Below are 19,180 nucleotides of genomic sequence, written 5' to 3'. Positions count from 1 at the left end.
GAAAATGTAATAAAAAAGAACATTGATTTTTCAATGTTCTTTTTTATTTACTAATCATTTATTTCTTCGTTATTTTGATAACAAATTTCTTCAGCAATTTCTTGGATGCGATCTAGTTTAATACCATCTTTTTGTTCAATAGATAATGGATGGTCTGTTAGTTCGAGTTCAATATAAGGTTTGTAACCGATTTCTCTAGTATGAACCATTGTTTTTAAACTTACTGTATCTGGATAACAAGGAAGTTGGGTAGATAACCAACCAAACATTGGCTCTAATTCGTTTTCTCTTCCTTTCGTTTCCCAGTAATCAAGCGTCTTTTGGAAGTTTGTTTCACTTAAAGATACCCATACATCCCATATAAAAGGTCCCTCTCCATCTAAAACTGGAATTTCAATACAACCTTTCATAAAGAAATATTCATCATCAATTACACATAGATCTTCATCCATTTCAACTCGACTCTCTAGCTCTTCTTCAGGGATATAGTAAAAATAATCGGGAGCCTCATTCCCATAACATATAGGGAGTTCATCGTGAAATACTCCGCAAAATTTACAAACATAGCCTATTTTTTCGTTCATTAATTTTCTCCTAACCATCTATATCAATTGTGTTTGATCATTTGATTTTAAATAGATTATATCATTTATTTTGTTGATTTCTCTCACAAAGAAGCAACTTTTAATGTTAGCGGAGGATAATACGTATCCTTTTATCAGAACGACAATTTCTCCTCAAACTCACTCTTTAAAACAATTAAAGGAGACGATAATCCAAATTGCATTAAGGAGTCTAAAAATGTAGCGAGAGAATCCATCGAATCGCTCATGACCTTCATCATATAATTAAACTCCCCGCTAATTCGATATAAATCAGTTACTTCGGGAGCGGCATTACAAAATTGGATGAAATCAGAGCATTGACTCGTTTTAAACATGATGAATGCTTGAATGTTCTTATTAATTTTAGAAGGCTCAAATTTCGTTCGGTATGCAGCTATAACGCCTTGATTTTCAAGTTTGTTAATGCGTTCTTTTACAGCAGGCTGCGTCATGGATATAATACGTCCTATTTCTGAAACAGAAATTCTCGCATTTTCATACAACAAGTTCATAATTTTATGGTCAATTTCATCTAGTTTTACTGCGTTTTGCATTGGATAGCCCCCCTTTTTTATTTTCTAAAGTAAATCGCAAATTATAACTATAATATCATAAGTGAAGGAACTAAATTACCTATAAATCTATATTTAAAATTATTAGTATTTGCTTAAAAATATAAGTATAGGATTTATTAAACGAAAATTTAGGAAGGGTGGAAAAAATGAAGAATCTTGATGGGAAAGTAGCGTTAGTAACAGGGGCGAGTCGCGGTATTGGTCGTGCGATTGCGATGAGATTGGCAAACGACGGTGCATTAGTTGCAATTCACTATGGCCGAAATAAAGCAGCTGCAGATGAAACAATTAGTGAGATTGAATCTAATGGAGGAAAGGCATTCTTAATTGAAGCGGATTTCAATTCAATTGATGGTGTCAAAAAGATAGTAGAACAATTGAAGAATGAATTACAAATAAGAGTTGGTACATCAGAGATTGATATTTTAGTAAACAATGCAGGGATAGGTACACAAGGAACAATTGAAAATACGACAGAAAAAGTTTTTGATGAAATTATGGCCGTAAATATTAAGGGACCATTCTTCTTAATTCAGCAAACATTACCATTACTACGAGCAGAAGGGCGCATTATTAACATTTCATCGGCCGAAGTACGACTTGGTTTTACAGGATCAATTGCATACGGTTTAAGTAAAGGGGCATTAAATACGATGACACTTCCTCTAGCTAAACAGCTTGGAGAAAGAGGTATAACAGTGAACACAATTATGCCTGGGTATACGAAGACAGATATGAATGCGAAATTGCTAGATAATCCGGAAATACGAAATTTTGCTACGAATTCATCTGTGTTCGGACGAATAGGGCAAGTTGAAGATATTGCAGATGTAGTAGCATTCCTTGCTTCTTCTGATAGCCGCTGGGTAACAGGGCAAATTTTAGATGTTTCTGGAGGATTTTGTTTATAGGGGCACTACTTCATACACATCAAGCTAATATTTTCATATCCCCCTAAATTAAAATTTTCTTTCTCTACAGATAGCTATTTTGAGAAGCCGCTCATTTTTTCGTTTTGAGGGCATTTCTTTTTCTTAAGTTGATGGGTATGTATGGTGACCCCTATTAGACGATAGTGAATTAACAATTTCGGGGTTCAGTTCCACTTTATTCAAAATAAGATTTTTTTGCAGTAAAATCAATGTTAGTGGAACTTTTTTAATCAAACTTTTTTCTAAATTAAAATAAATCCTTGCAACATTTAAATTAGCACTATATAGTTCTAGTTATGAAAAAGGTAAAATTAATGAATCAAAAACGTGTGATTGAAGTAGCTGCAACATTATTTTTAGAAAAAGGGTTTGCTTATACAAGTATGGATGAATTAGTACGTGTAAGCAAAGTTTCAAAGTCTAATGTGTATTATCACTTTTCTAATAAGGAAGTATTATTAGAAGGGGTCGTTGATTATTGGATTGAAATGTATCAATCTGCAATTGATGACGTACTTTCTCAGAACCAATTTTTAGTTGAAGATCGTATCCAACTGTTTTTAAAGCAATTATCACAAGGAGTTCAGTCGAGAGAGTATAAGGGGAGCTGTCCATTTATTACTCTTTATATTCAAAGTCCTAAACAGGCCACGCAAATAAAAGAAAAAATAGGTCTTTTTTTTACAGGATTACAAAAGAAAGTTTCTCTATTACTTAAACAAGGGGTAGAGAATGGAGAATTCAGAAACACGATTAATATTGATGAGGTTGCATCACTTTTTATTACAAATCTTGAAGGAGCGTTATTTATTTCAGAAACATTGAAGGATGCAACTGTAATTATGAAAACAGCAGATCATTTTTTAAAATTGCTTCGATAAAAGAAGCATTTTTTTTACATCAAATTAGTACTAATTAGTACTAAAAAGGAGATTTTATATGAGAACAGTATTTTTAACTGGTGGAACAGGCTTTATTGGAAAGCAATTAGTAAAAGAATTAGCCAAAGAGGATGTTGAAATTCTTCTTTTAGTAAGGTCGAAAAGTAAAGCAATACGCATTTTTCAAGAAAGAGGCATCTTAAAAAAGGCAGTTATGCACTTTATTGAAGGTGATTTGACGAAAATAGATTTAGGTCTAAGTGCTGAAGATAAGGAGAGGGTATTGAAAACGGATGTGATTATTCACGCAGGAGGCCCCATGGATATTCAAGTGACAAGTAAAGAGGCAGCTTCCGTATTTTTAAATGGCGCCAAACATATTAGTGAATTAGCTAAAAGTATTCATCAATTGAAGGGCTTGCAACAATTTATTCATGTTGTAGGTTATATGAGTCCCTTTGATGATAAAAATAGCAAGATTGCAATTGATGTGTTTAAAGAAGGAAACAATTATTTGAAAATGAAAAATCCATATGAGAGAACAAAATTTTTAGCAGATCTTTATATCCGTCACCAGGCATCAGCAGTAGGTTATCCGCTTTCTGTAATTAATCCGCCAACTGTAGTCGGTAGTAGTAAAACAGGGAGTACAGAGCAGATAGCAGGATTAGGTTTGCTTGTGATGAGTATGCGAAGAGGGCTCATGCCAGTGATTCCTGGAGGTAAGGGATATAGGTTACCACTTATTTCAAACGATGAGCTTGCGAAGTTTATTGTGCAGGTTTTCAGATTGGAACAACCGACTATTCAAACATATACACTTGTTGAAGACAAACAGCACGATCAGAACATTGCTGAATTATTAAGTATTATGTCGGAAAGTATGAATATGAGGGCACCAAAAATCTCTGTCCCAATGCCACTTATGAAAGCAATTATGAATAGTGGAGTAAGTAAAATAACAAAAATTCCTTCTGATGGACTGAATTTTATTACAAAACGAAAATTTTCAAATGTTTCAGCGAAAAAAATTATGGGAGGAGATTGGTTTAAGAAGACGAGTGTAATGAAATTTTTCCCTGCCGTAGTAGCTGATCTGGATTATCGAATGATGTATCAAAATGGCCAGCATAATCATTTATTTAAACGAACATTATGCGATAACACTACCCTTTACCAATTACAAGGAGAGGGTAAACCGTTTATTTTATTACATGGTTTATTGAGTGATGGAGAGGATTTATTTCCTTTAGCACAAGAGCTTCATGAAAAAACTGGTCAACCTGTATGGATCTTGGATCTTCCAGGTTTGGGACGTTCTCCTTTTAAACAAGAGAAAAATCTTCTAGATATCTATTTGAATGTAGTGAAAAAGTTATTGGAGAAAGCTACTAATGGTGCACATCTAATTGGCCATTCATTCGGTGCGTTTATTCTTCTGGAAGCATTGGTACAAAAGTACATAGATAAGAAGTATTCAATCACTTTACTTCAGCCACCTGTTGCTAAAAAAAATGCTAAATCGCTAAATGTTCCCCAAGTTATGAACAAATGGACATTAAAATTGGCAACTACTAATTTGATAGGGCGTTATTTATTAAGTAATGGTTTGTTTGAAAGTATGGAGAGCATCCCTGAACATTATATCGAAAAAATAAGTAACAGTTTTACTTCTCCTAGAATTTTAAATACTACGGTTCAGCTTAACAGTTTACTACTGAAAAACGATCAAGGTGATTTCAATGAAGTAACAAAGTATAATCTTCACATTATTTGGGGGAGTATGACAGAGGCTATTCTGCTCCATCGCATCTTGGTAAGGTTGATTTTGTTCCATATGGCCATCATTTTCCTCTTAGCCATCCGAGTGAAACGGCAACATTAGTAATAAAAAATAGTAATACTAGCAGATGAGAGTGTGGGATAAATAAACAGTGTGTAGTAAGATCGTTGTGTCTTTGAAATAAAATCGTACTGTTTGGGGCCCCACTCCATCACCATCAGACTAAGAAACGTAAATACCTCAAAACGAAAAAATGAACATTTTGCACGCTAAGCAAAAAAACAATAAGCTGTCCACATGGACAGCTTATTTACATAATTCTCGAAAGCGGAAGTTAAAAGTATTAATTTGAAACAAAGATGTACCGTTTTAAATTCTATTTATTTTCAAGTTAATGTGATATATTTATATCATAAAGAGCGAAATATATCACACAGGAGGTTTATATGAAAAATAAATTAGCTTATTTAGGATTTCTCGGTTTTTTGGGTTTTTTAGGTCCGTTCTCATTTTTAGGTAATATTTCATGGGCATCTTATTTTTTCGGTTTCTTTTTCTTCTTCGCATATGCAAAAGTCGTACCAGATGAGCTTTTTATGCTACATGTTCGCCTTGCAGCTACAAGAGCCTTTTTCATAGCACTAGTATTAGGTAGTATACTACTCTTAAGTGTTTTTATTCTTGAAAATCTACATGTAATTCGGTTCTTTGTTATATTTTCGTTTTTCATACCTTTAGGTACATTCATAATTAATTTAGAAATATTTGAGCGTAGAGAAAAGAAAGGGATGCAAGATGCCACTTAAAACTCGAATGAAAGAATATAGGGTAAAGCTAAGTATGTCTCAAGAAGATTTAGCCAATGAAGTTGGTGTCAGAAGAGAAACAATTGGCAATCTCGAAAATGGAAAATATAATCCTTCATTCAAACTTACTTATGATATTGCGAAGGTTTTGAAAGCACCTATTGAAGTGTTATTTTGGTTTGAAGACTAGTTTAATTCTAGTACAAGTGAATATAAGAGGAAAAATGATGAATATTCTATTCATGCTCGGTTAACATAACGTCTCATTATCGGTAGCAAGTTTTTCATAGAATCCTTGTTTTTACTAAATTTTTTGTCTCTCTGTCTATCTATCACTTATACAAGATTTTATACATCATTGATATAGCGGAGATTCTAGGGGTCTTCGCTATTCTTTTTTGCATAAAATCTTGTATAGAAAAGTAGTTAGACTAGTGTGTTTTACTCCGATTCATTTCAAAATATAATTGAAAATCCATCTTTAAATTAAAAAAGAAGGTGTTACCTTTATATATTAATAACTTCGAAATATTGTATAACAGATAATTTTTATCCCGCTTTAATGGGCAGTAAGACCCCCCACCTCAAAATTCAGCGAAAGCAAAGAAGTTAGGTGGGGGATCAACTGCCCATAAAAGTCCGATTGGTTCAACTAATAATCAGTGGGGGATGAAGAAAACCCCCACTGATTAAAGTTTCACTTTATGCATTATTGATTAGCATTGCTTATTGTGCTAACGAATCAGGATAGTGTGGCGACCGACAAACTAAATAGTTGATTATCCTCAATTATTAGAAGGAAAGTTCTATCATTTTGCGAATTTATTAGACATAGACGAGTGCTATAATTTTCTATATCTACATATAAGAGGTGACTACGCATGAATCAAAGACCGTCAGAAGAAGAATACGCCGGGAACTCCGGCGAATATATCCGTTTGGTACCGAACGGTAACATCATCGATATTCTGCTCGCCCAGGAAAAACAAATGACCGAGCTCCTGGCATCGTTGACCGAAAGCCAGTACGCGTATCGGTATGCTGAAGGAAAATGGACGCTGAAAGAAGTCGTGGGCCACATTGCAGACTCGGAACGCGTCATGACCTACCGCCTGCTCCGGTTCGCAAGAGGGGACCAGACGTCTCTGACTGGTTTTGATCAGGAATTGTTCATGCCTCCTTTCGGAAGTTGGACAACCGAGCAATTGGCCGAAGACTACCGGGCCGTACGGCAATCAACGATCACATTGCTGCGCGGGCTACCGGCGGAGGCGTGGACCCGCCAGGGCACAGCCAACAACCTAAGCATTACGGTGCGCGCCCTCGCGTACGGCATCGCAGGACACGAACTTCATCACATGGGGGTCATCCGAAATCGGTACTTGAGTTAATCTTCGGCTGAGGCCTTTGGAATGGAACTAACACCTCTCATCCAACCTTAGATACCGTTCTTATTGGGGTCCCGCCCCACAACCATCAACTTAAGGATTTAGACTATTTTTGAAATTAAAAGCACATTACTATTCTCTTATGTTAATGAGAAAGGGTGACGTGCTTTTTATGAATATGTACCAAAAACAAGAGTTATCTTTATTTGCCGAAGAGTTATATCGATTTTTTTCATTTGGGGGTATTTGTTTTTCTTAGCTTGATGGTGATGGGGCACTACGCTATAATGGTCAAATTAAAATTTAAAACAGTTATAGAGACTCCATTCCTCGGAAACATTGTAACTATTAAGTTGTAAAAAGAACCGTAGTTTTTTATTTTTGAAAAGGCTATGGTCCTTTTTAGTTGTAGCAAAGATATGATGGGAGGAGGTTTTTGTAAATCAAAAAAAATCGATTAATTAGTTGCATAATAAATTAATCAGCGTATATACTATAAATATCAAAAAAAGTTGATGAAGGGAGAGTGAACTACAGTGGCGCAAGATTTTCAGCTCTATGAGAAAAAATTCAAAGCATTAGCGGATCAGAAGCGTTTAGAGATTATGTATGAACTTTGCCAGCGGGGACAAACTTGTGTGTGTGATCTAACAGAGGTTTTTGAAATGACGCAATCTAAGTTGTCCTATCATTTAAAAATTTTATTAGATGCAGGTTTAATTGTAAAAGAAACAAAAGGTACGTGGAGTTATTATGATTTAAATGATGCGGAAGTAAATAATTTATTATCAGAAGAATTGTGCTGTATTTTTAGAAAAACAGGCAAAGGTAGTTGCTGTTAAAATTTTGCACTATTAATCAAAAAAAATTGATTAATAGTATTTAAAGAGGAGGAATAAGCTATGAGATATGTTCACGTTGGTATAAATGTTACGGATTTAGAGAAGTCTATTCAATTTTACGAAAAGGTATTTGGTGTGTCACCAGTTAAGGTGAAAATGGATTATGCAAAATTTTTATTAGAGACGCCAGGACTTAATTTTACGCTAAACGTACGAGATGAAGTGAAGGGAAATCAGGTAAATCATTTTGGTTTCCAAGTGGATACAGCTGAAGAAATTACATTTCATAAAGAAAGATTAGAAAAAGAAGGGTTCTTTGCGCGTGATGAGATGGATACAACTTGTTGCTATGCGGTTCAAGATAAGTTTTGGGTAACGGATCCTGATGGGAACGAGTGGGAATTCTTTTATACAAAAGCACATAGTGATGTTCATAAAATTGAAGATCCATCTTGTTGCACGACTTCTAACGTAGTAGATAAAAATTCTTGTTGTTAATAGGAGATGGAAAATAAAATGAAACGTTTATCTTTTCTAGATCGATATTTAACACTATGGATTTTTCTAGCTATGGCTGTTGGGATTGGTTTAGGGTTTGTGTTTCCTAGTGTAGTAGACGGACTAAATACATTACAAGTTGGAACGACGTCCATCCCACTCGCTGTTGGTTTAATTGTCATGATGTATCCACCGTTGGCGAAAGTTCGTTACGAGGAAATGGGCCGGGTATTTAAAGATGTAAAAGTATTGGTTTTATCTTTAGTGCAAAACTGGATTATTGGTCCTGTACTTATGTTTGTTTTAGCAATTATTTTTCTTCCAGATAAGCCAGAATACATGGTCGGACTCATTATGATTGGTTTAGCACGCTGCATTGCAATGGTAATTGTTTGGAACGACCTTGCAGATGGGGATAAAGAGTATGCAGCAGGTTTAGTGGCTTTTAACTCCGTATTCCAAATGTTATTCTTCTCTGTTTATGCATACGTGTTTGTAACAGTCATTCCAGAATGGTTAGGAATTGAAGGGGCTATTGTCGATATTACAATGGGAGAAGTAGCGAAATCAGTATTTATCTATTTGGGAATTCCTTTTATAGCAGGTATGTTGACACGTTTTGTACTCGTTAAGTTAAAAGGAAGACAGTGGTATGAAAAGGTGTTTATACCGAAGATTAGTCCACTTACATTACTTGCATTACTATTTACAATCATCGTTATGTTCTCTTTAAAAGGGGAAATGATTGTTAGCGTACCATTAGATGTAGTAAGAATAGCAATTCCGTTATTAATCTATTTTATTGTAATGTTTTTTGTTTCTTTCTTTATGGGAAGAAAAATTGGTGCAAACTATTCGGTGACTACAACGTTAGCATTTACAGCAGGTAGCAATAACTTCGAGTTAGCAATTGCTGTAGCAGTTGGTGTGTTTGGTATTCATTCAGGCGCAGCATTTGCAGCTGTTATCGGGCCGTTAGTTGAAGTACCTGTAATGATTGCACTTGTAAACGTCGCTTTTTGGTTTAAGCGTAAATATTTTAATGATCAACCAGTATAATTTAAAAATAAAGGCGGAAAACAACATGGAAAACAACATGGAAAACAAAAAGACAATCTATTTTTTATGCACAGGAAATTCATGCCGAAGCCAAATGGCAGAAGCATGGGGCAAACAATATTTAGGCGATAAGTGGAATGTATATTCTGCAGGAATCGAAGCACACGGAGTAAATCCAAATGCTATTAAAGCAATGAACGAAGTAAATATTGATATAACGAATCAAACATCGGATATAATTGATGCAAATATTTTAAATAACGCTGATTTAGTTGTTACTCTTTGTAGTCATGCGGATTCTGTTTGTCCTTCGACACCTCCGCACGTAAATCGTGTTCACTGGGGATTTGATGACCCAGCAGGAAAAGAATGGTCTGAATTTCAACGTGTTCGCGATGAAATTGGAGAACGTATAAAGCGATTTTCTGAAACAGGGGAATAAATAAAGGAAAGAGCCAATCTTCTATCGTATAGGGGATTGGCTCTTTTTTATTTTATATTTCATTGGTTGAAAACAACTATTAAAACGAATAGAGAATATTCTGTCATGGTGGTAAAGTTAGAATAGAGCAGTTTCAGGGGGGATAACATATGATTTCTGAATTAAACAAGACTGATTTTTATAAATGTAACAGTTTAGTAAATGAAAAAGGGCAATTGGAGGTAAAGGCTGTAATTGCAGGGGTGAATCCTGGTCGTATATTTGTAGATAACATCTATTCTCCTAATTCAGGACTTATTTGGTTAGGGAATAACGATGGCTTCTTTTTTATAGGAAGTGCAGAAAATGAAAAGTTTAATAATGAAATGAATAGTTTTATTGATAATGTGATAGAACCTGAGGCAAGAAAGGCTGGACTAAATTGCTTTGAAGCAATTGGTAATCATTCAAAGTGGAATAAAGCAATCGAAAAAATATTTCAACATCGTAATTTAAAGAGTTGGAATCAAAGAGTGTATACGCTAAAGGAAGAGGATTATGAGGGGAATCGTGAACCTAAAATTGAACAAGGATATACAGTACTAAAAATGAGTAAAGCTCTCTATGAAAATCAAGGGAACGTATTTAAGAATATTGAATTTTTACAATCAAAAATTTTAGAATTTTGGTCCTCAACGGATGAATTTTTTAATGAGGGAATAGGTTATTGTATTGTTTTTGACAACATGATTGTAAGTGTTTGTTTTTCGGGGTTCGTCTTTGACAATATACACTGTATAGATATTGAAACGATAGAAGGTCACCAAGGGAGAAAATTAGCTCAAACGATAGCTCATAGTTTCGTAAAAGAGTGTTTGGAGAATAATATCATTCCATATTGGGACTGCATGGATTTGAACAAGCCTTCTGTCGCGGTTGTAGAAAATGTAGGTTTTACAAATGTGTTTAATTATGTAGGTTATTATTTTCCTTTTGAGTAAATGAAGTGTATTTTACAAACCTACCATCGAGGGTTTTTTACATGTAAGGAGAATAAGATGAAGCAAATAATAAAAGACATATTAATAAACTACTTTAAAGAAATTCATTCACTAATAGTTGAAGAAGAACTACATAAGAATAGCTGGCATACAGATTTACATTATAAAATCATGGTGAATGGGAATCGGTATTCCGCACGATTTATAAATAGCAATCGAACAATTAATCCAGCCTTTGGGATGTTATCAAATGAACAATTGAAAGAGCAAGTACGGTTTACGTATTATTTACGAGAGCATGGAATACCATTTATGCAGATTAAGGAGAATAGGGCGGGAGATTCATTTACATTAGTCACTTGGAATGATGAACAGTACCGATTTGTATTGTTTACTTGGATTGAAGGAGAACATATTACTCATTGTACAGAAACCATGGCGGAAGTTTTTGGAAAGGAAGCAAGAAAGATACATGATATTTCTAGTACGTTTCAAAGTCCGATTTTTCAAAAGAAATCTCATTTAGATGGATATGGTGAGTTTATAAAGTTGTTAGAAAATAAAGGTGGTACATGTAAGGAATTGCAGAGGTATATGGATCTAGCTACGTATCATTTAGAATGCGCACATACGAGTGATTTGGAGTTTATTGTACAAACTGATTTAAATCCTTTAAATGTCATATGGGATTCAAATCAATGTGTAAAAGGGATTGTAGATTTTGAATTGATTGCATATGTTGATCGTATGGAAGGACTAGCCTTTTTAATAAAGTGGTATTCTCGAACGGAAGGAATAGAGTCACATGTAGTATGCTCGAAAGTTGCTAGAGCATTTTTAGAAGGGTATAAAGCTAGTAATATTTTAGCTTCAAATGACTATAAAAGGCTTTCTTCACTACTATGGTTATCTGGTAGTTTAAATTGGAATTTTGTTAAAAAGACGTTGAGTCTATTAGGTGACGAGAGAAAAGCAGAGAAACATTTGAGAGCTTATAAAATAAGAGGAGAAAATCTATCTGTATTGGTAAGTAGAGAAAGAGCCAATTCATATAAGTAGGTTTTTTGTTATATACCAATTATTTTTTCGGGAATGTCTTTTGCACAAATGCATTCGTAATAACAGACTATTTTCGTAAAGGTTATAACTTATAGTATTATAGAGATAGATTAATATAAAAAAAGGAGGATAACAATGACGAAATTATCTTATAGTGGCTTGAAATATGGAAATAGTGATATGGAAGTAAAATTATTGGTGGATGTACAAAATGATAGTTTTGAAATAACACATACTAACGAAGTCTCTCTAGTAATGAATAAATCAAAAGGTGAATATATCGTAGTAAATCGAAACACATTGAAATTTGAGGTTGTTGCATAATACGAAGAGAATATGAAATAAATAAACTTTATGTGCTTGACTAGAGAAGTCCCATTATTGCTTGGGAAAATAGCACCAATCAATTACTAAAAAAACAGCCATCGATTTGGCTGTTTTTTTAGTAATAAATAATTTTATGGAAGCTCCAATAGGCTTGTGGATCTTGTTTATAAACAGATTCAGCAGTTAAAGCAGACAATTTAGATTCTGTTCCGTGGAATAAAACATTTACATATGAAAATTTAACTTTTCCTGTATCGATATAGTCTTTTTGAAGCTGAGGAAAGATACGCTCACCCCATGCTTTACAAGCAGGACACTTAAAGTCGCCAAACTCAATAATAGAGACTGGTGCATCTTCTTTTCCTAAAGTAGGTTGCTTGCCGATAGGAGGTAAATCTTTTATTACTTTATTTGTAGCAACTTTATCTTCTTTATTTAGCACGACGAAAGCTGTAACAGCAGCGAAAATGATTAATGTGGCAATGAATAATAATTTGATGTGAGAGTTTTGCTTTTTTTTCATGTAAACACCTCGGATTTTTTAAATTTAATACATAATAGGCGGTTTTTATTTAGCGAATTTTTTTAATATCACGGATCATATCTTCATAAGGCGTGTTTTGAATGCCTGAATACTTCTTCACAACTTTCCCATTTTTATCTACAAGATAAAAGCTTGTACCATGTATAACTTGTGTATTATTTTCTGGTTTAGTTACAAGTGTTTGGAAGTTATCTTTTGCGAATTTTTCAATTTCTGGTCGTGTATACCCTGTTAAAAAATGAGTTCGTTTCGCATCCATTTCATATACTTTCATAAACTCTGTTATTTTTTCAGGTGTGTCCACTTCAGGATCTACACTAAACGATACAAACTCTACATCTTTAATACCTTCTTTTTGCAACATGTTTTGAAGTTTTGCCATATTAGCTGTCATAGGAGGGCAAACGGTTTCACAACTTGTAAAAATAAAATCGGCTACCCAAACTTTATCTTTCAATTCAGATGAACCAAACTTTTTTCCATTTTGATCTGTAAACGTAAACTTTTCTACATCCCAATCGAGTGAATCTCTTAATTTATTATCACTACATGCTCCTAAAATCGTAATGATAGAAATAAGCATAAGTAATGTAATGACACGCACTTTTTTCATATGTACATCCTTTCAAAATTTATTTAAGGTAAGGAGCTACTAAGTAGCCCCGCATCTTATTATTGGTTTCGTAATAAACGCATACTGTTTAGGATTACAATAAGCGCAGCGCCTGTATCACTTAGGGCAGCCATCCAAAGAGTAAGCCACCCTGGGAAGATAAAGGCAAGGGCGATAAATTTAATAAGTAATGAGAACCATATATTTTGTTTAATGATGTACAATGCTTTCCGGCTAAGTTTCATCGTATGCGGAAGTCTTTCAAGATTATCGGCCATTAATACAATATCTGCCGTTTCCATTGCTGTATCAGTTCCAGCACCGCCCATGGCAATTCCTAGATTTGCAGTAGCGAGGGCAGGGGCATCATTAATACCGTCCCCAATCATAGCTACTGTTTTTCCTTCGCGTTCTTATTTGTCATGACAATTTTCTCCTTTTTGAGACAAACAAGCATCGTGTTTATCACATGAGGCTACTTCATTTTGTACTTCATGAAAAACAACATCAAACATAGTGAGTAACTGTTCAATTTGCTTATTGCGTAAGGAATAGTGGACGTATTTTCCTTCCTGTCTACCTAGAATGATTCCGCATCCTTTTAAACAGTTTAGGTGCTGAGATATGTTTGACTGATTTCCTTGAGTGATTTCCACAATTTCAGATACTGTTTTTTCACCATCCATCATACATTGAAGAATTTGTAATCTTGTTTTATCAGCAAAGCCACGTATGAACTTGGCTTTTACATCTGAATCATTTGAGTTGCACAATTGTAATCTCTCCATTCGTATTAGTAATTACTAATATGTTATTCTTTATTCATATTAGCATTGGCTAATATGTGTGTCAAAAATGAATTTAGAAAAGTTTGATATTTTTGTTTTTTAGAGGAAACTTTTATGTGAATTTACATTCGCGCTATATTTTTTTGTTTGAAAGTTGCCTTAGTGCAAAATGATTACATACACGAAAAAAAGAAAGGGGAGTGCACAAAAAATGGATAAGGCTATAATTGTCAAAGATTTATTTGTATCCTATCAAGGGAATCAAGTAGTTCAAAACGTTTCTTTTGAAATTGAAAAAGGAAAACTCGTTGGAATTATCGGTCCAAACGGTGCGGGGAAATCTACTTTAATGAAAGCTGTTTTAGATTTAATCCCAAGTGATAAGGGATATGTTCGGATTCTTGGAGAGGATATTCGAAGCGCTAGAAAACATGTTGCATATGTACCGCAAAGAAGTGATATAGATTGGGATTTCCCGATCACAGTAATAGATGTCGTACTAATTGGAACGTATCCATGTTTAGGGATGATGAAAAGGCCGAAGAAAGAGCATCGGGATTGGGCGTTTGAATGTTTAAAAAAGGTCGGAATGGAAGAGTTTAAAAATCGTCAAATTGGTGAGCTTTCAGGTGGACAACAACAACGTGTCTTTTTGGCGAGAGCGCTAGCACAAAAGGCAGAGATATTTTTCTTAGATGAACCATTTGTTGGAATTGATGTAACAAGTGAAGAGACAATTATTAAAATTCTTAGAGAATTACGTATAGAAGGGAAAACGATTGTTGTTGTACATCACGATTTAAGTAAAGCAGAGTCCTATTTTGATAAATTACTATTACTGAATAAAAGCTTAATTCATTACGGGGAAGTACGACAAGTATTAGAACCAACTGTTATGTCAAAAGCATATGTGAATCAAGGAATATTGTTTAATAATGCAGCGGAGGTACATTCATCATGAAGATTGTAGAATTTATAGATGCATTAACGCAGTACAGTTTTCTGCAGAAGGCGCTTTTAACTTCCGTTATGGTAGGAGTGATTTGTGGGGTAATAGGATGTTTTATTATTTTACGAGGTATGGCATTAATGGGTGATGCGATCTCACATGCCGTTCTTCCTGGAGTAGCACTTTCTTATATGATTGGTATGAACTATTTTATAGGGGCGGTTTTAACAGGTGTTATTACTGCCGTCGGAATTGGATTTGTAAGTCAAAATAGTCGAATTAAACATGATATGGCGATAGGGATTATGTTTACATCTGTTTTCGCTGTAGGGATTATTTTAATTACCTTTATGAAGAGTAGTTCGGATTTGTATCATATTTTATTCGGGAATGTTCTATCAGTTCGCTCTTCCGATATGTGGATGACACTTATTATTGGAGTTGTCATTATTGGTCTTGTGATTCTGTTTTATAAAGAACTACTCGTATCCACTTTTGATCCAACGATGGCGCAAAGTTATGGGTTGCCAAATAAGTGGATTCATTACGGCTTAATGATTCTACTTACAATGGTTACAGTAGCATCGCTTCAAACTGTAGGAATTATTTTAGTTGTCGCTATGCTTATTACACCAGCGGCTACAGCGTATTTATTAACAAATCGTTTATGGGTCATGATTTATTTAGCTGCAGGTATTGGTGCACTTTCATCTGTAGTAGGGCTATATTTTAGTTTCTCTTATAATCTTGCTTCAGGTGCAACAATTGTTCTTGTCGCAACATTCTTGTTCGCATTGGCATTCTTTTTCTCGCCGTCACAAGGTTTGTTTTGGAGAGCTATCAAAATTAGAAAAAATAGAGCAGAGTTGTCATAATTGATTGGAGGATAAAGATGAAATTTAAAAATGTTTTATTATCGCTACTTTGTATTTTCGTATTTGCATTAACAGCGTGTTCGAGTAACACTAATGGAAAAGAAGAGGACAGTGGAAAATTAAAAGTTGTAACTACATACTCCATTATATATGATATGGTGAAGCAAATTGGTGGAGATAAAGTTGAGATTCATAGTCTTGTTCCAATTGGAGCTAACCCGCATGAATATGATCCACTACCAAAAGATGTTATGAAAATGACAGATGCAGATATGGTGTTTTACAATGGGCTAAACCTAGAAGAGGGCGGAGCATGGTTTGAAAAACTATTAAAAACGGCAAATAAATCAGAAAAAGATGCACCTGTTTATAAAGTAAGTGAAGGTGTAGAAGCTATTTATTTAGAAACAAAAGGATTAGAAAAAGAACCAGACCCACATGCATGGATGAATATTAAAAATGGTATTGTATACGCTGAAAATGTGAAGAAGGCATTAATTAAAGAAGATCCTAAAAATAAAGAGTTCTATACTGAAAATGCCGACAAGTATGTAGCGGAACTCCAAAAGCTACATGATGAAACTGTGAACAGAATTCATCAAATCCCAGAGGAAAAACGTTTCTTAATTTCTAGTGAAGGTGCATTTAAATATTTTGGAAAAGCATATGGAATTAAGACGGGATACATTTGGGAAATTAACTCAGAAAATCAAGGTACACCAGATCAAATTCGAGATGTTGTAAGTTTAATTCAAACAAACAAAGTGCCAGCTTTATTTGTTGAAACAAGTGTAGATCGACGTAGTATGGAAACTGTTTCAAAAGAAACAAACGTACCAATTGCAGGTACAATTTTTACAGATTCACTAGGTAAATCAGGTGAAGATGGAGATACGTATTTGAAAATGATGAAATGGAATATAGATACAATTATTAATGGGTTACAAAAGTAAAACCTATCTGTTTATCAAGGTAGCGTAACTATTGAAGATTTTTAAAATAAGAGAAAAAAGGCCAACTCCTAGGAGTTGGCCCTTTCGTTTATGTATTATGTTTTAATTTTCTATGTTTAATAATTAGGATATACCCAATGTAAATCGGATGTAATTGTACAAAATTATTTAGTTTAAGTCGCGATATATAATACACGCCTCGTTGGTCCATTTGATCTAAATCGTCCAGTGAATAATAGCCTAAATCCCGAATACATAAATCGCCAGGTCGTAATGTTGCTAAACATTCTGTTCCAAAGGTCTTATCAGTGTTCTTACCCGGTTCAACTTGAAAATTTAAAACCTGTCCACTATGTAAATCATATTCTAATTGAATCTTTATACCTGCTGTTTGTGCACAACCACCCGATCCAGGATACACACTAGCTAAATGTTTTGGCACTTGAAAAATCGTCGCATCTAAAATACGAATCTGTTGAAAATAGGTAATTGAAGAGCTTGGAATCACTGATGTTTTACAAATTTTATTTTTTAATAATATAGAGAAGATATGTTTTAACAAGCAAGCAGCCTTCTTATTGAAGCGTTTATTTAGTCCTTCTGGACTCATAAGAGTTCCTGTAACAGCATGAAGTTGACTACACAGTCGAACTAAGGAATCACTCGCTACACGTTGACTAATCCATACACAAATAATAGCTAAATCACGTCCTGAAAATTTACGCTTTCGTTGTACAAAAGCTAGTTCTCTAGCGAGTTTTTCTAAAAATGATGGGGTAAGATGTTGATGTAATTCTTCAGCAAATAATTGTAGCTCGCTTCGAATCGAAAGATTCATAAAAATCTCATCCTTTCTAATAATCAAGCTTGTTTAGAAAGAATAACGTTTTTTTATACCTGAGGATAGTGAAAACTTCGCGTCTTTCTTACAAATATCGTGAATTCATTTCAAATTCGCACAGTTTTCTGTTAATTAAAGGAGACAAACTTGGATATATATGCTAACATCAGGGAGGAATTGTAAAGGGAACTGGAAAAATGGAGGTAATTATGAAAACTTTCATATATATGGTGAGACACGGGGATTCACCGAAATTTGGAAAAGAAGAGACAAGAGGATTAACTGAAAAAGGAAAATTAGATGTTCAACGAATAACAGATGCATTACAAGGTGAGGGAATCGACGTTGTTATCTCAAGTCCATACAATCGCTCAATTCTAACTGTTCAGCAGTTAGCGAAGCAAATAGGACAAGAAGTTATAGTATTTGAGGACTTAAAAGAGAGAATTTTTATTGCTGAAGAGGAACGAATGTCGGATAAAGAATTATTCCCTTTGATAGAAAAGTCATTCTTAGACCCCGACTTTGCTTTAATGGGAGGAGAGTCTAATGTCGACTGTCAGAAACGTGCTATAAAAGTTTTAAAAGAATTATTAAACACCTATCGAGGACAGAAAGTAGTATTAGGCACTCATGGAGCTGTAATGACTTTGATGATGGGATATTATGACAGTAAGTATGATTTGAATTTTTTACTACAGACATCAAAACCAGATATATATAGAATGGAATTCAATGGGCAGGAATTGGTGGAAGTTAAAAGATTGTGGGAAATTTCATAGATTGACTTTATTCATCCATAGCTTACCTAAATGACGTGTATTATAAGAAAAAGGGTTACTGCGGTAACCCTTTTTCTTATGGCACTGACGGGGATTGAGTTCAACAATATAAAAATTTGGTTTCTTAGCGTACAAAATTCACGTTTTGTTCTTGCTATCCCGAGGTGAAATGGGAGGGAATGTTTTTGGGCAGGATATTTTTAAAGTTATTTTTTAAATCAATCCTATTTGTTTTCTTATGTGGTATTGTTGTTTTTCTATATTTCAGATTATTTTTGTCTGGAGTGTTTCGACAGGATTAGGGAGAGATGATATAGTCGGATTTTCTGATAATAAGTATGTAATTGGTCGTCCACCTGTTAGCTATAATTTATATAAAAAAGATAGTGGAGAAACTATATTAGATAATGTTATTGGTTATAAAAAAGGAAAAACTAAAAGCTATATTCGGAATGAAATTGAATTTGTAGTAATAAATGAGACAAAGGGTAGCTATGAATTGTATAAAATAGAAAAGGCTTCAGAAAAGGATATAGAACGGCTGAAAGAAATGAAGAAATTAGAATAAAAGAGACCATCTGAAAGGTAAAAATGTACACTTGTTATTGTTAGATCTAAAAAATGGTTTAGACTGATAACTGGGTTTTATTTTATGAAA

Annotated in this window: 21 protein-coding genes and 4 pseudogenes; 18 read left to right on the top strand and 7 right to left on the bottom strand. The window is 34.2% G+C overall.

Going from position 1 to position 19,180, the window contains the following annotated elements; all coding sequences use genetic code 11:
• Nucleotides 1-50: 50 nt before the first annotated feature.
• Nucleotides 51-584 carry a DUF2199 domain-containing protein gene (locus AC1DS7_RS13590; RefSeq protein WP_328012272.1) on the bottom strand — a complete coding sequence of 178 codons (534 nt, stop codon included), beginning with the start codon at nucleotides 582-584 and terminating at the stop codon, nucleotides 51-53.
• Nucleotides 585-718: 134 nt separating this feature from the next.
• Nucleotides 719-1,159 carry an Lrp/AsnC family transcriptional regulator gene (locus AC1DS7_RS13585; protein ID WP_476999049.1) on the bottom strand — a complete coding sequence of 147 codons (441 nt, stop codon included), beginning with the start codon at nucleotides 1,157-1,159 and terminating at the stop codon, nucleotides 719-721.
• Between the two features lie 167 nt (nucleotides 1,160-1,326).
• Here AC1DS7_RS13585 and AC1DS7_RS13580 point away from each other — a divergent pair, with 167 nt between their 5' ends.
• From AC1DS7_RS13580 to AC1DS7_RS13520, 13 genes and pseudogenes are all read left to right on the top strand, one after another.
• On the top strand, nucleotides 1,327-2,091 hold the full coding sequence (locus tag AC1DS7_RS13580) for an SDR family oxidoreductase (RefSeq protein ID WP_476999048.1): 765 nt from the start codon (nucleotides 1,327-1,329) through the stop codon (nucleotides 2,089-2,091).
• 335 nt (nucleotides 2,092-2,426) lie between these two features.
• Entirely contained in the window at nucleotides 2,427-2,993 is a 567-nt protein-coding gene (locus tag AC1DS7_RS13575; protein WP_476999047.1) for a TetR/AcrR family transcriptional regulator, read from the top strand.
• 58 nt (nucleotides 2,994-3,051) lie between these two features.
• Nucleotides 3,052-4,907, top strand: a pseudogene (locus tag AC1DS7_RS13570) (alpha/beta fold hydrolase).
• Between the two features lie 315 nt (nucleotides 4,908-5,222).
• A complete protein-coding gene (locus AC1DS7_RS13565) occupies nucleotides 5,223-5,582 on the top strand; it encodes a DUF3796 domain-containing protein (RefSeq protein ID WP_000791546.1) in 360 nt (119 codons plus the stop codon).
• Nucleotides 5,572-5,772, top strand: a complete 201-nt coding sequence (locus AC1DS7_RS13560) for a helix-turn-helix transcriptional regulator (RefSeq protein WP_001128817.1) — start codon at nucleotides 5,572-5,574, stop codon at nucleotides 5,770-5,772. The genes AC1DS7_RS13565 and AC1DS7_RS13560 overlap by 11 nt, the downstream gene beginning before the upstream one ends.
• Nucleotides 5,773-6,463: 691 nt before the next feature.
• On the top strand, nucleotides 6,464-6,973 hold the full coding sequence (locus tag AC1DS7_RS13555) for a DinB family protein (RefSeq protein ID WP_476999046.1): 510 nt from the start codon (nucleotides 6,464-6,466) through the stop codon (nucleotides 6,971-6,973).
• 533 nt (nucleotides 6,974-7,506) lie between these two features.
• Nucleotides 7,507-7,812, top strand: a complete 306-nt coding sequence (gene arsR / locus AC1DS7_RS13550) for an arsenical resistance operon transcriptional regulator ArsR (RefSeq protein WP_000046018.1) — start codon at nucleotides 7,507-7,509, stop codon at nucleotides 7,810-7,812.
• 60 nt (nucleotides 7,813-7,872) lie between these two features.
• Complete coding sequence (locus AC1DS7_RS13545) at nucleotides 7,873-8,310, top strand: ArsI/CadI family heavy metal resistance metalloenzyme (protein WP_476999045.1); 438 nt, start codon at nucleotides 7,873-7,875, stop codon at nucleotides 8,308-8,310.
• Nucleotides 8,311-8,328: 18 nt separating this feature from the next.
• Nucleotides 8,329-9,369, top strand: coding sequence for an ACR3 family arsenite efflux transporter (gene arsB / locus AC1DS7_RS13540; RefSeq protein WP_098858013.1), 1,041 nt, complete (start codon nucleotides 8,329-8,331; stop codon nucleotides 9,367-9,369).
• Between the two features lie 37 nt (nucleotides 9,370-9,406).
• Complete coding sequence (arsC, locus tag AC1DS7_RS13535) at nucleotides 9,407-9,811, top strand: arsenate reductase (thioredoxin) (protein WP_088096915.1); 405 nt, start codon at nucleotides 9,407-9,409, stop codon at nucleotides 9,809-9,811.
• 149 nt (nucleotides 9,812-9,960) lie between these two features.
• Nucleotides 9,961-10,791, top strand: a complete 831-nt coding sequence (locus AC1DS7_RS13530; protein WP_476999044.1) for a GNAT family N-acetyltransferase — start codon at nucleotides 9,961-9,963, stop codon at nucleotides 10,789-10,791.
• 57 nt (nucleotides 10,792-10,848) lie between these two features.
• Nucleotides 10,849-11,850 carry a phosphotransferase enzyme family protein gene (locus AC1DS7_RS13525; protein WP_476999043.1) on the top strand — a complete coding sequence of 334 codons (1,002 nt, stop codon included), beginning with the start codon at nucleotides 10,849-10,851 and terminating at the stop codon, nucleotides 11,848-11,850.
• A 135-nt stretch (nucleotides 11,851-11,985) separates the two neighbouring features.
• Nucleotides 11,986-12,174: a hypothetical protein gene (locus AC1DS7_RS13520; protein ID WP_098635587.1), complete on the top strand. Its 189-nt coding sequence runs from the start codon at nucleotides 11,986-11,988 to the stop codon at nucleotides 12,172-12,174.
• A gap of 118 nt (nucleotides 12,175-12,292) precedes the next feature.
• Here AC1DS7_RS13520 and AC1DS7_RS13515 read toward each other — a convergent pair whose 3' ends face one another.
• The 4 genes and pseudogenes from AC1DS7_RS13515 to AC1DS7_RS13500 form a co-directional block, all read right to left on the bottom strand.
• Nucleotides 12,293-12,700 (bottom strand): thioredoxin domain-containing protein, encoded by a 408-nt coding sequence (locus tag AC1DS7_RS13515; RefSeq protein ID WP_476999042.1) that lies wholly within the window; start codon nucleotides 12,698-12,700, stop codon nucleotides 12,293-12,295.
• Between the two features lie 49 nt (nucleotides 12,701-12,749).
• Complete coding sequence (locus AC1DS7_RS13510; RefSeq protein WP_476999041.1) at nucleotides 12,750-13,334, bottom strand: SCO family protein; 585 nt, start codon at nucleotides 13,332-13,334, stop codon at nucleotides 12,750-12,752.
• 59 nt (nucleotides 13,335-13,393) lie between these two features.
• Nucleotides 13,394-13,747, bottom strand: a pseudogene (locus AC1DS7_RS13505) (HAD-IC family P-type ATPase); the annotation flags it as partial.
• A complete protein-coding gene (locus AC1DS7_RS13500) occupies nucleotides 13,748-14,107 on the bottom strand; it encodes an ArsR/SmtB family transcription factor (RefSeq protein WP_476999061.1) in 360 nt (119 codons plus the stop codon).
• A 226-nt stretch (nucleotides 14,108-14,333) separates the two neighbouring features.
• On the opposite strand from AC1DS7_RS13500, the gene AC1DS7_RS13495 reads away from it, so the two are divergent.
• The 3 genes from AC1DS7_RS13495 to mntA are packed head-to-tail and all read left to right on the top strand — an operon-like array spanning nucleotide 14,334 to nucleotide 16,899.
• A complete protein-coding gene (locus AC1DS7_RS13495) occupies nucleotides 14,334-15,083 on the top strand; it encodes a metal ABC transporter ATP-binding protein (protein ID WP_476999040.1) in 750 nt (249 codons plus the stop codon).
• Entirely contained in the window at nucleotides 15,080-15,946 is an 867-nt protein-coding gene (locus AC1DS7_RS13490; protein WP_063262070.1) for a metal ABC transporter permease, read from the top strand. Before AC1DS7_RS13495 ends, AC1DS7_RS13490 begins: the two co-directional genes overlap by 4 nt.
• Nucleotides 15,947-15,963: 17 nt before the next feature.
• The gene (gene mntA / locus AC1DS7_RS13485; RefSeq protein ID WP_476999039.1) at nucleotides 15,964-16,899 is read left to right on the top strand and encodes a manganese ABC transporter substrate-binding protein/adhesin MntA; all 936 of its coding nucleotides are present in this window, start codon (nucleotides 15,964-15,966) and stop codon (nucleotides 16,897-16,899) included.
• A 151-nt stretch (nucleotides 16,900-17,050) separates the two neighbouring features.
• Here the strand turns inward: mntA and AC1DS7_RS13480 are convergent.
• Nucleotides 17,051-17,737 (bottom strand): annotated as a pseudogene (locus tag AC1DS7_RS13480) (IS4 family transposase); the annotation flags it as partial.
• 212 nt (nucleotides 17,738-17,949) lie between these two features.
• Between AC1DS7_RS13480 and AC1DS7_RS13475 the strand changes: the two are divergent.
• Nucleotides 17,950-18,522, top strand: a complete 573-nt coding sequence (locus tag AC1DS7_RS13475) for a histidine phosphatase family protein (RefSeq protein ID WP_016101094.1) — start codon at nucleotides 17,950-17,952, stop codon at nucleotides 18,520-18,522.
• A 185-nt stretch (nucleotides 18,523-18,707) separates the two neighbouring features.
• A pseudogene (locus tag AC1DS7_RS13470) lies at nucleotides 18,708-19,090 on the top strand (hypothetical protein).
• Nucleotides 19,091-19,180 lie beyond the last annotated feature (90 nt).

This window comes from Bacillus sp. P4_E1 (genome assembly GCF_056401715.1).
This window is presented reverse-complemented; position numbering and strand designations above follow the sequence as displayed.

Bases quoted from the DNA above. Each gene is read 5' to 3' on its own strand.
- AC1DS7_RS13565 (WP_000791546.1), top strand. From the start codon at position 5,223: ATGAAAAATAAATTAGCTTATTTAGGATTTCTCGGTTTTTTGGGTTTT.
- AC1DS7_RS13495 (WP_476999040.1), top strand. From the start codon at position 14,334: ATGGATAAGGCTATAATTGTCAAAGATTTATTTGTATCCTATCAAGGG.
- arsC (WP_088096915.1), top strand. From the start codon at position 9,407: ATGGAAAACAAAAAGACAATCTATTTTTTATGCACAGGAAATTCATGC.
- AC1DS7_RS13510 (WP_476999041.1), bottom strand. From the start codon at position 13,334: ATGAAAAAAGTGCGTGTCATTACATTACTTATGCTTATTTCTATCATT.
- AC1DS7_RS13525 (WP_476999043.1), top strand. From the start codon at position 10,849: ATGAAGCAAATAATAAAAGACATATTAATAAACTACTTTAAAGAAATT.
- mntA (WP_476999039.1), top strand. From the start codon at position 15,964: ATGAAATTTAAAAATGTTTTATTATCGCTACTTTGTATTTTCGTATTT.
- AC1DS7_RS13555 (WP_476999046.1), top strand. From the start codon at position 6,464: ATGAATCAAAGACCGTCAGAAGAAGAATACGCCGGGAACTCCGGCGAA.
- AC1DS7_RS13515 (WP_476999042.1), bottom strand. From the start codon at position 12,700: ATGAAAAAAAAGCAAAACTCTCACATCAAATTATTATTCATTGCCACA.
- AC1DS7_RS13590 (WP_328012272.1), bottom strand. From the start codon at position 584: ATGAACGAAAAAATAGGCTATGTTTGTAAATTTTGCGGAGTATTTCAC.
- AC1DS7_RS13490 (WP_063262070.1), top strand. From the start codon at position 15,080: ATGAAGATTGTAGAATTTATAGATGCATTAACGCAGTACAGTTTTCTG.
- AC1DS7_RS13585 (WP_476999049.1), bottom strand. From the start codon at position 1,159: ATGCAAAACGCAGTAAAACTAGATGAAATTGACCATAAAATTATGAAC.
- AC1DS7_RS13560 (WP_001128817.1), top strand. From the start codon at position 5,572: ATGCCACTTAAAACTCGAATGAAAGAATATAGGGTAAAGCTAAGTATG.
- AC1DS7_RS13545 (WP_476999045.1), top strand. From the start codon at position 7,873: ATGAGATATGTTCACGTTGGTATAAATGTTACGGATTTAGAGAAGTCT.
- arsB (WP_098858013.1), top strand. From the start codon at position 8,329: ATGAAACGTTTATCTTTTCTAGATCGATATTTAACACTATGGATTTTT.
- AC1DS7_RS13530 (WP_476999044.1), top strand. From the start codon at position 9,961: ATGATTTCTGAATTAAACAAGACTGATTTTTATAAATGTAACAGTTTA.
- AC1DS7_RS13475 (WP_016101094.1), top strand. From the start codon at position 17,950: ATGAAAACTTTCATATATATGGTGAGACACGGGGATTCACCGAAATTT.
- AC1DS7_RS13580 (WP_476999048.1), top strand. From the start codon at position 1,327: ATGAAGAATCTTGATGGGAAAGTAGCGTTAGTAACAGGGGCGAGTCGC.
- AC1DS7_RS13575 (WP_476999047.1), top strand. From the start codon at position 2,427: ATGAATCAAAAACGTGTGATTGAAGTAGCTGCAACATTATTTTTAGAA.
- AC1DS7_RS13520 (WP_098635587.1), top strand. From the start codon at position 11,986: ATGACGAAATTATCTTATAGTGGCTTGAAATATGGAAATAGTGATATG.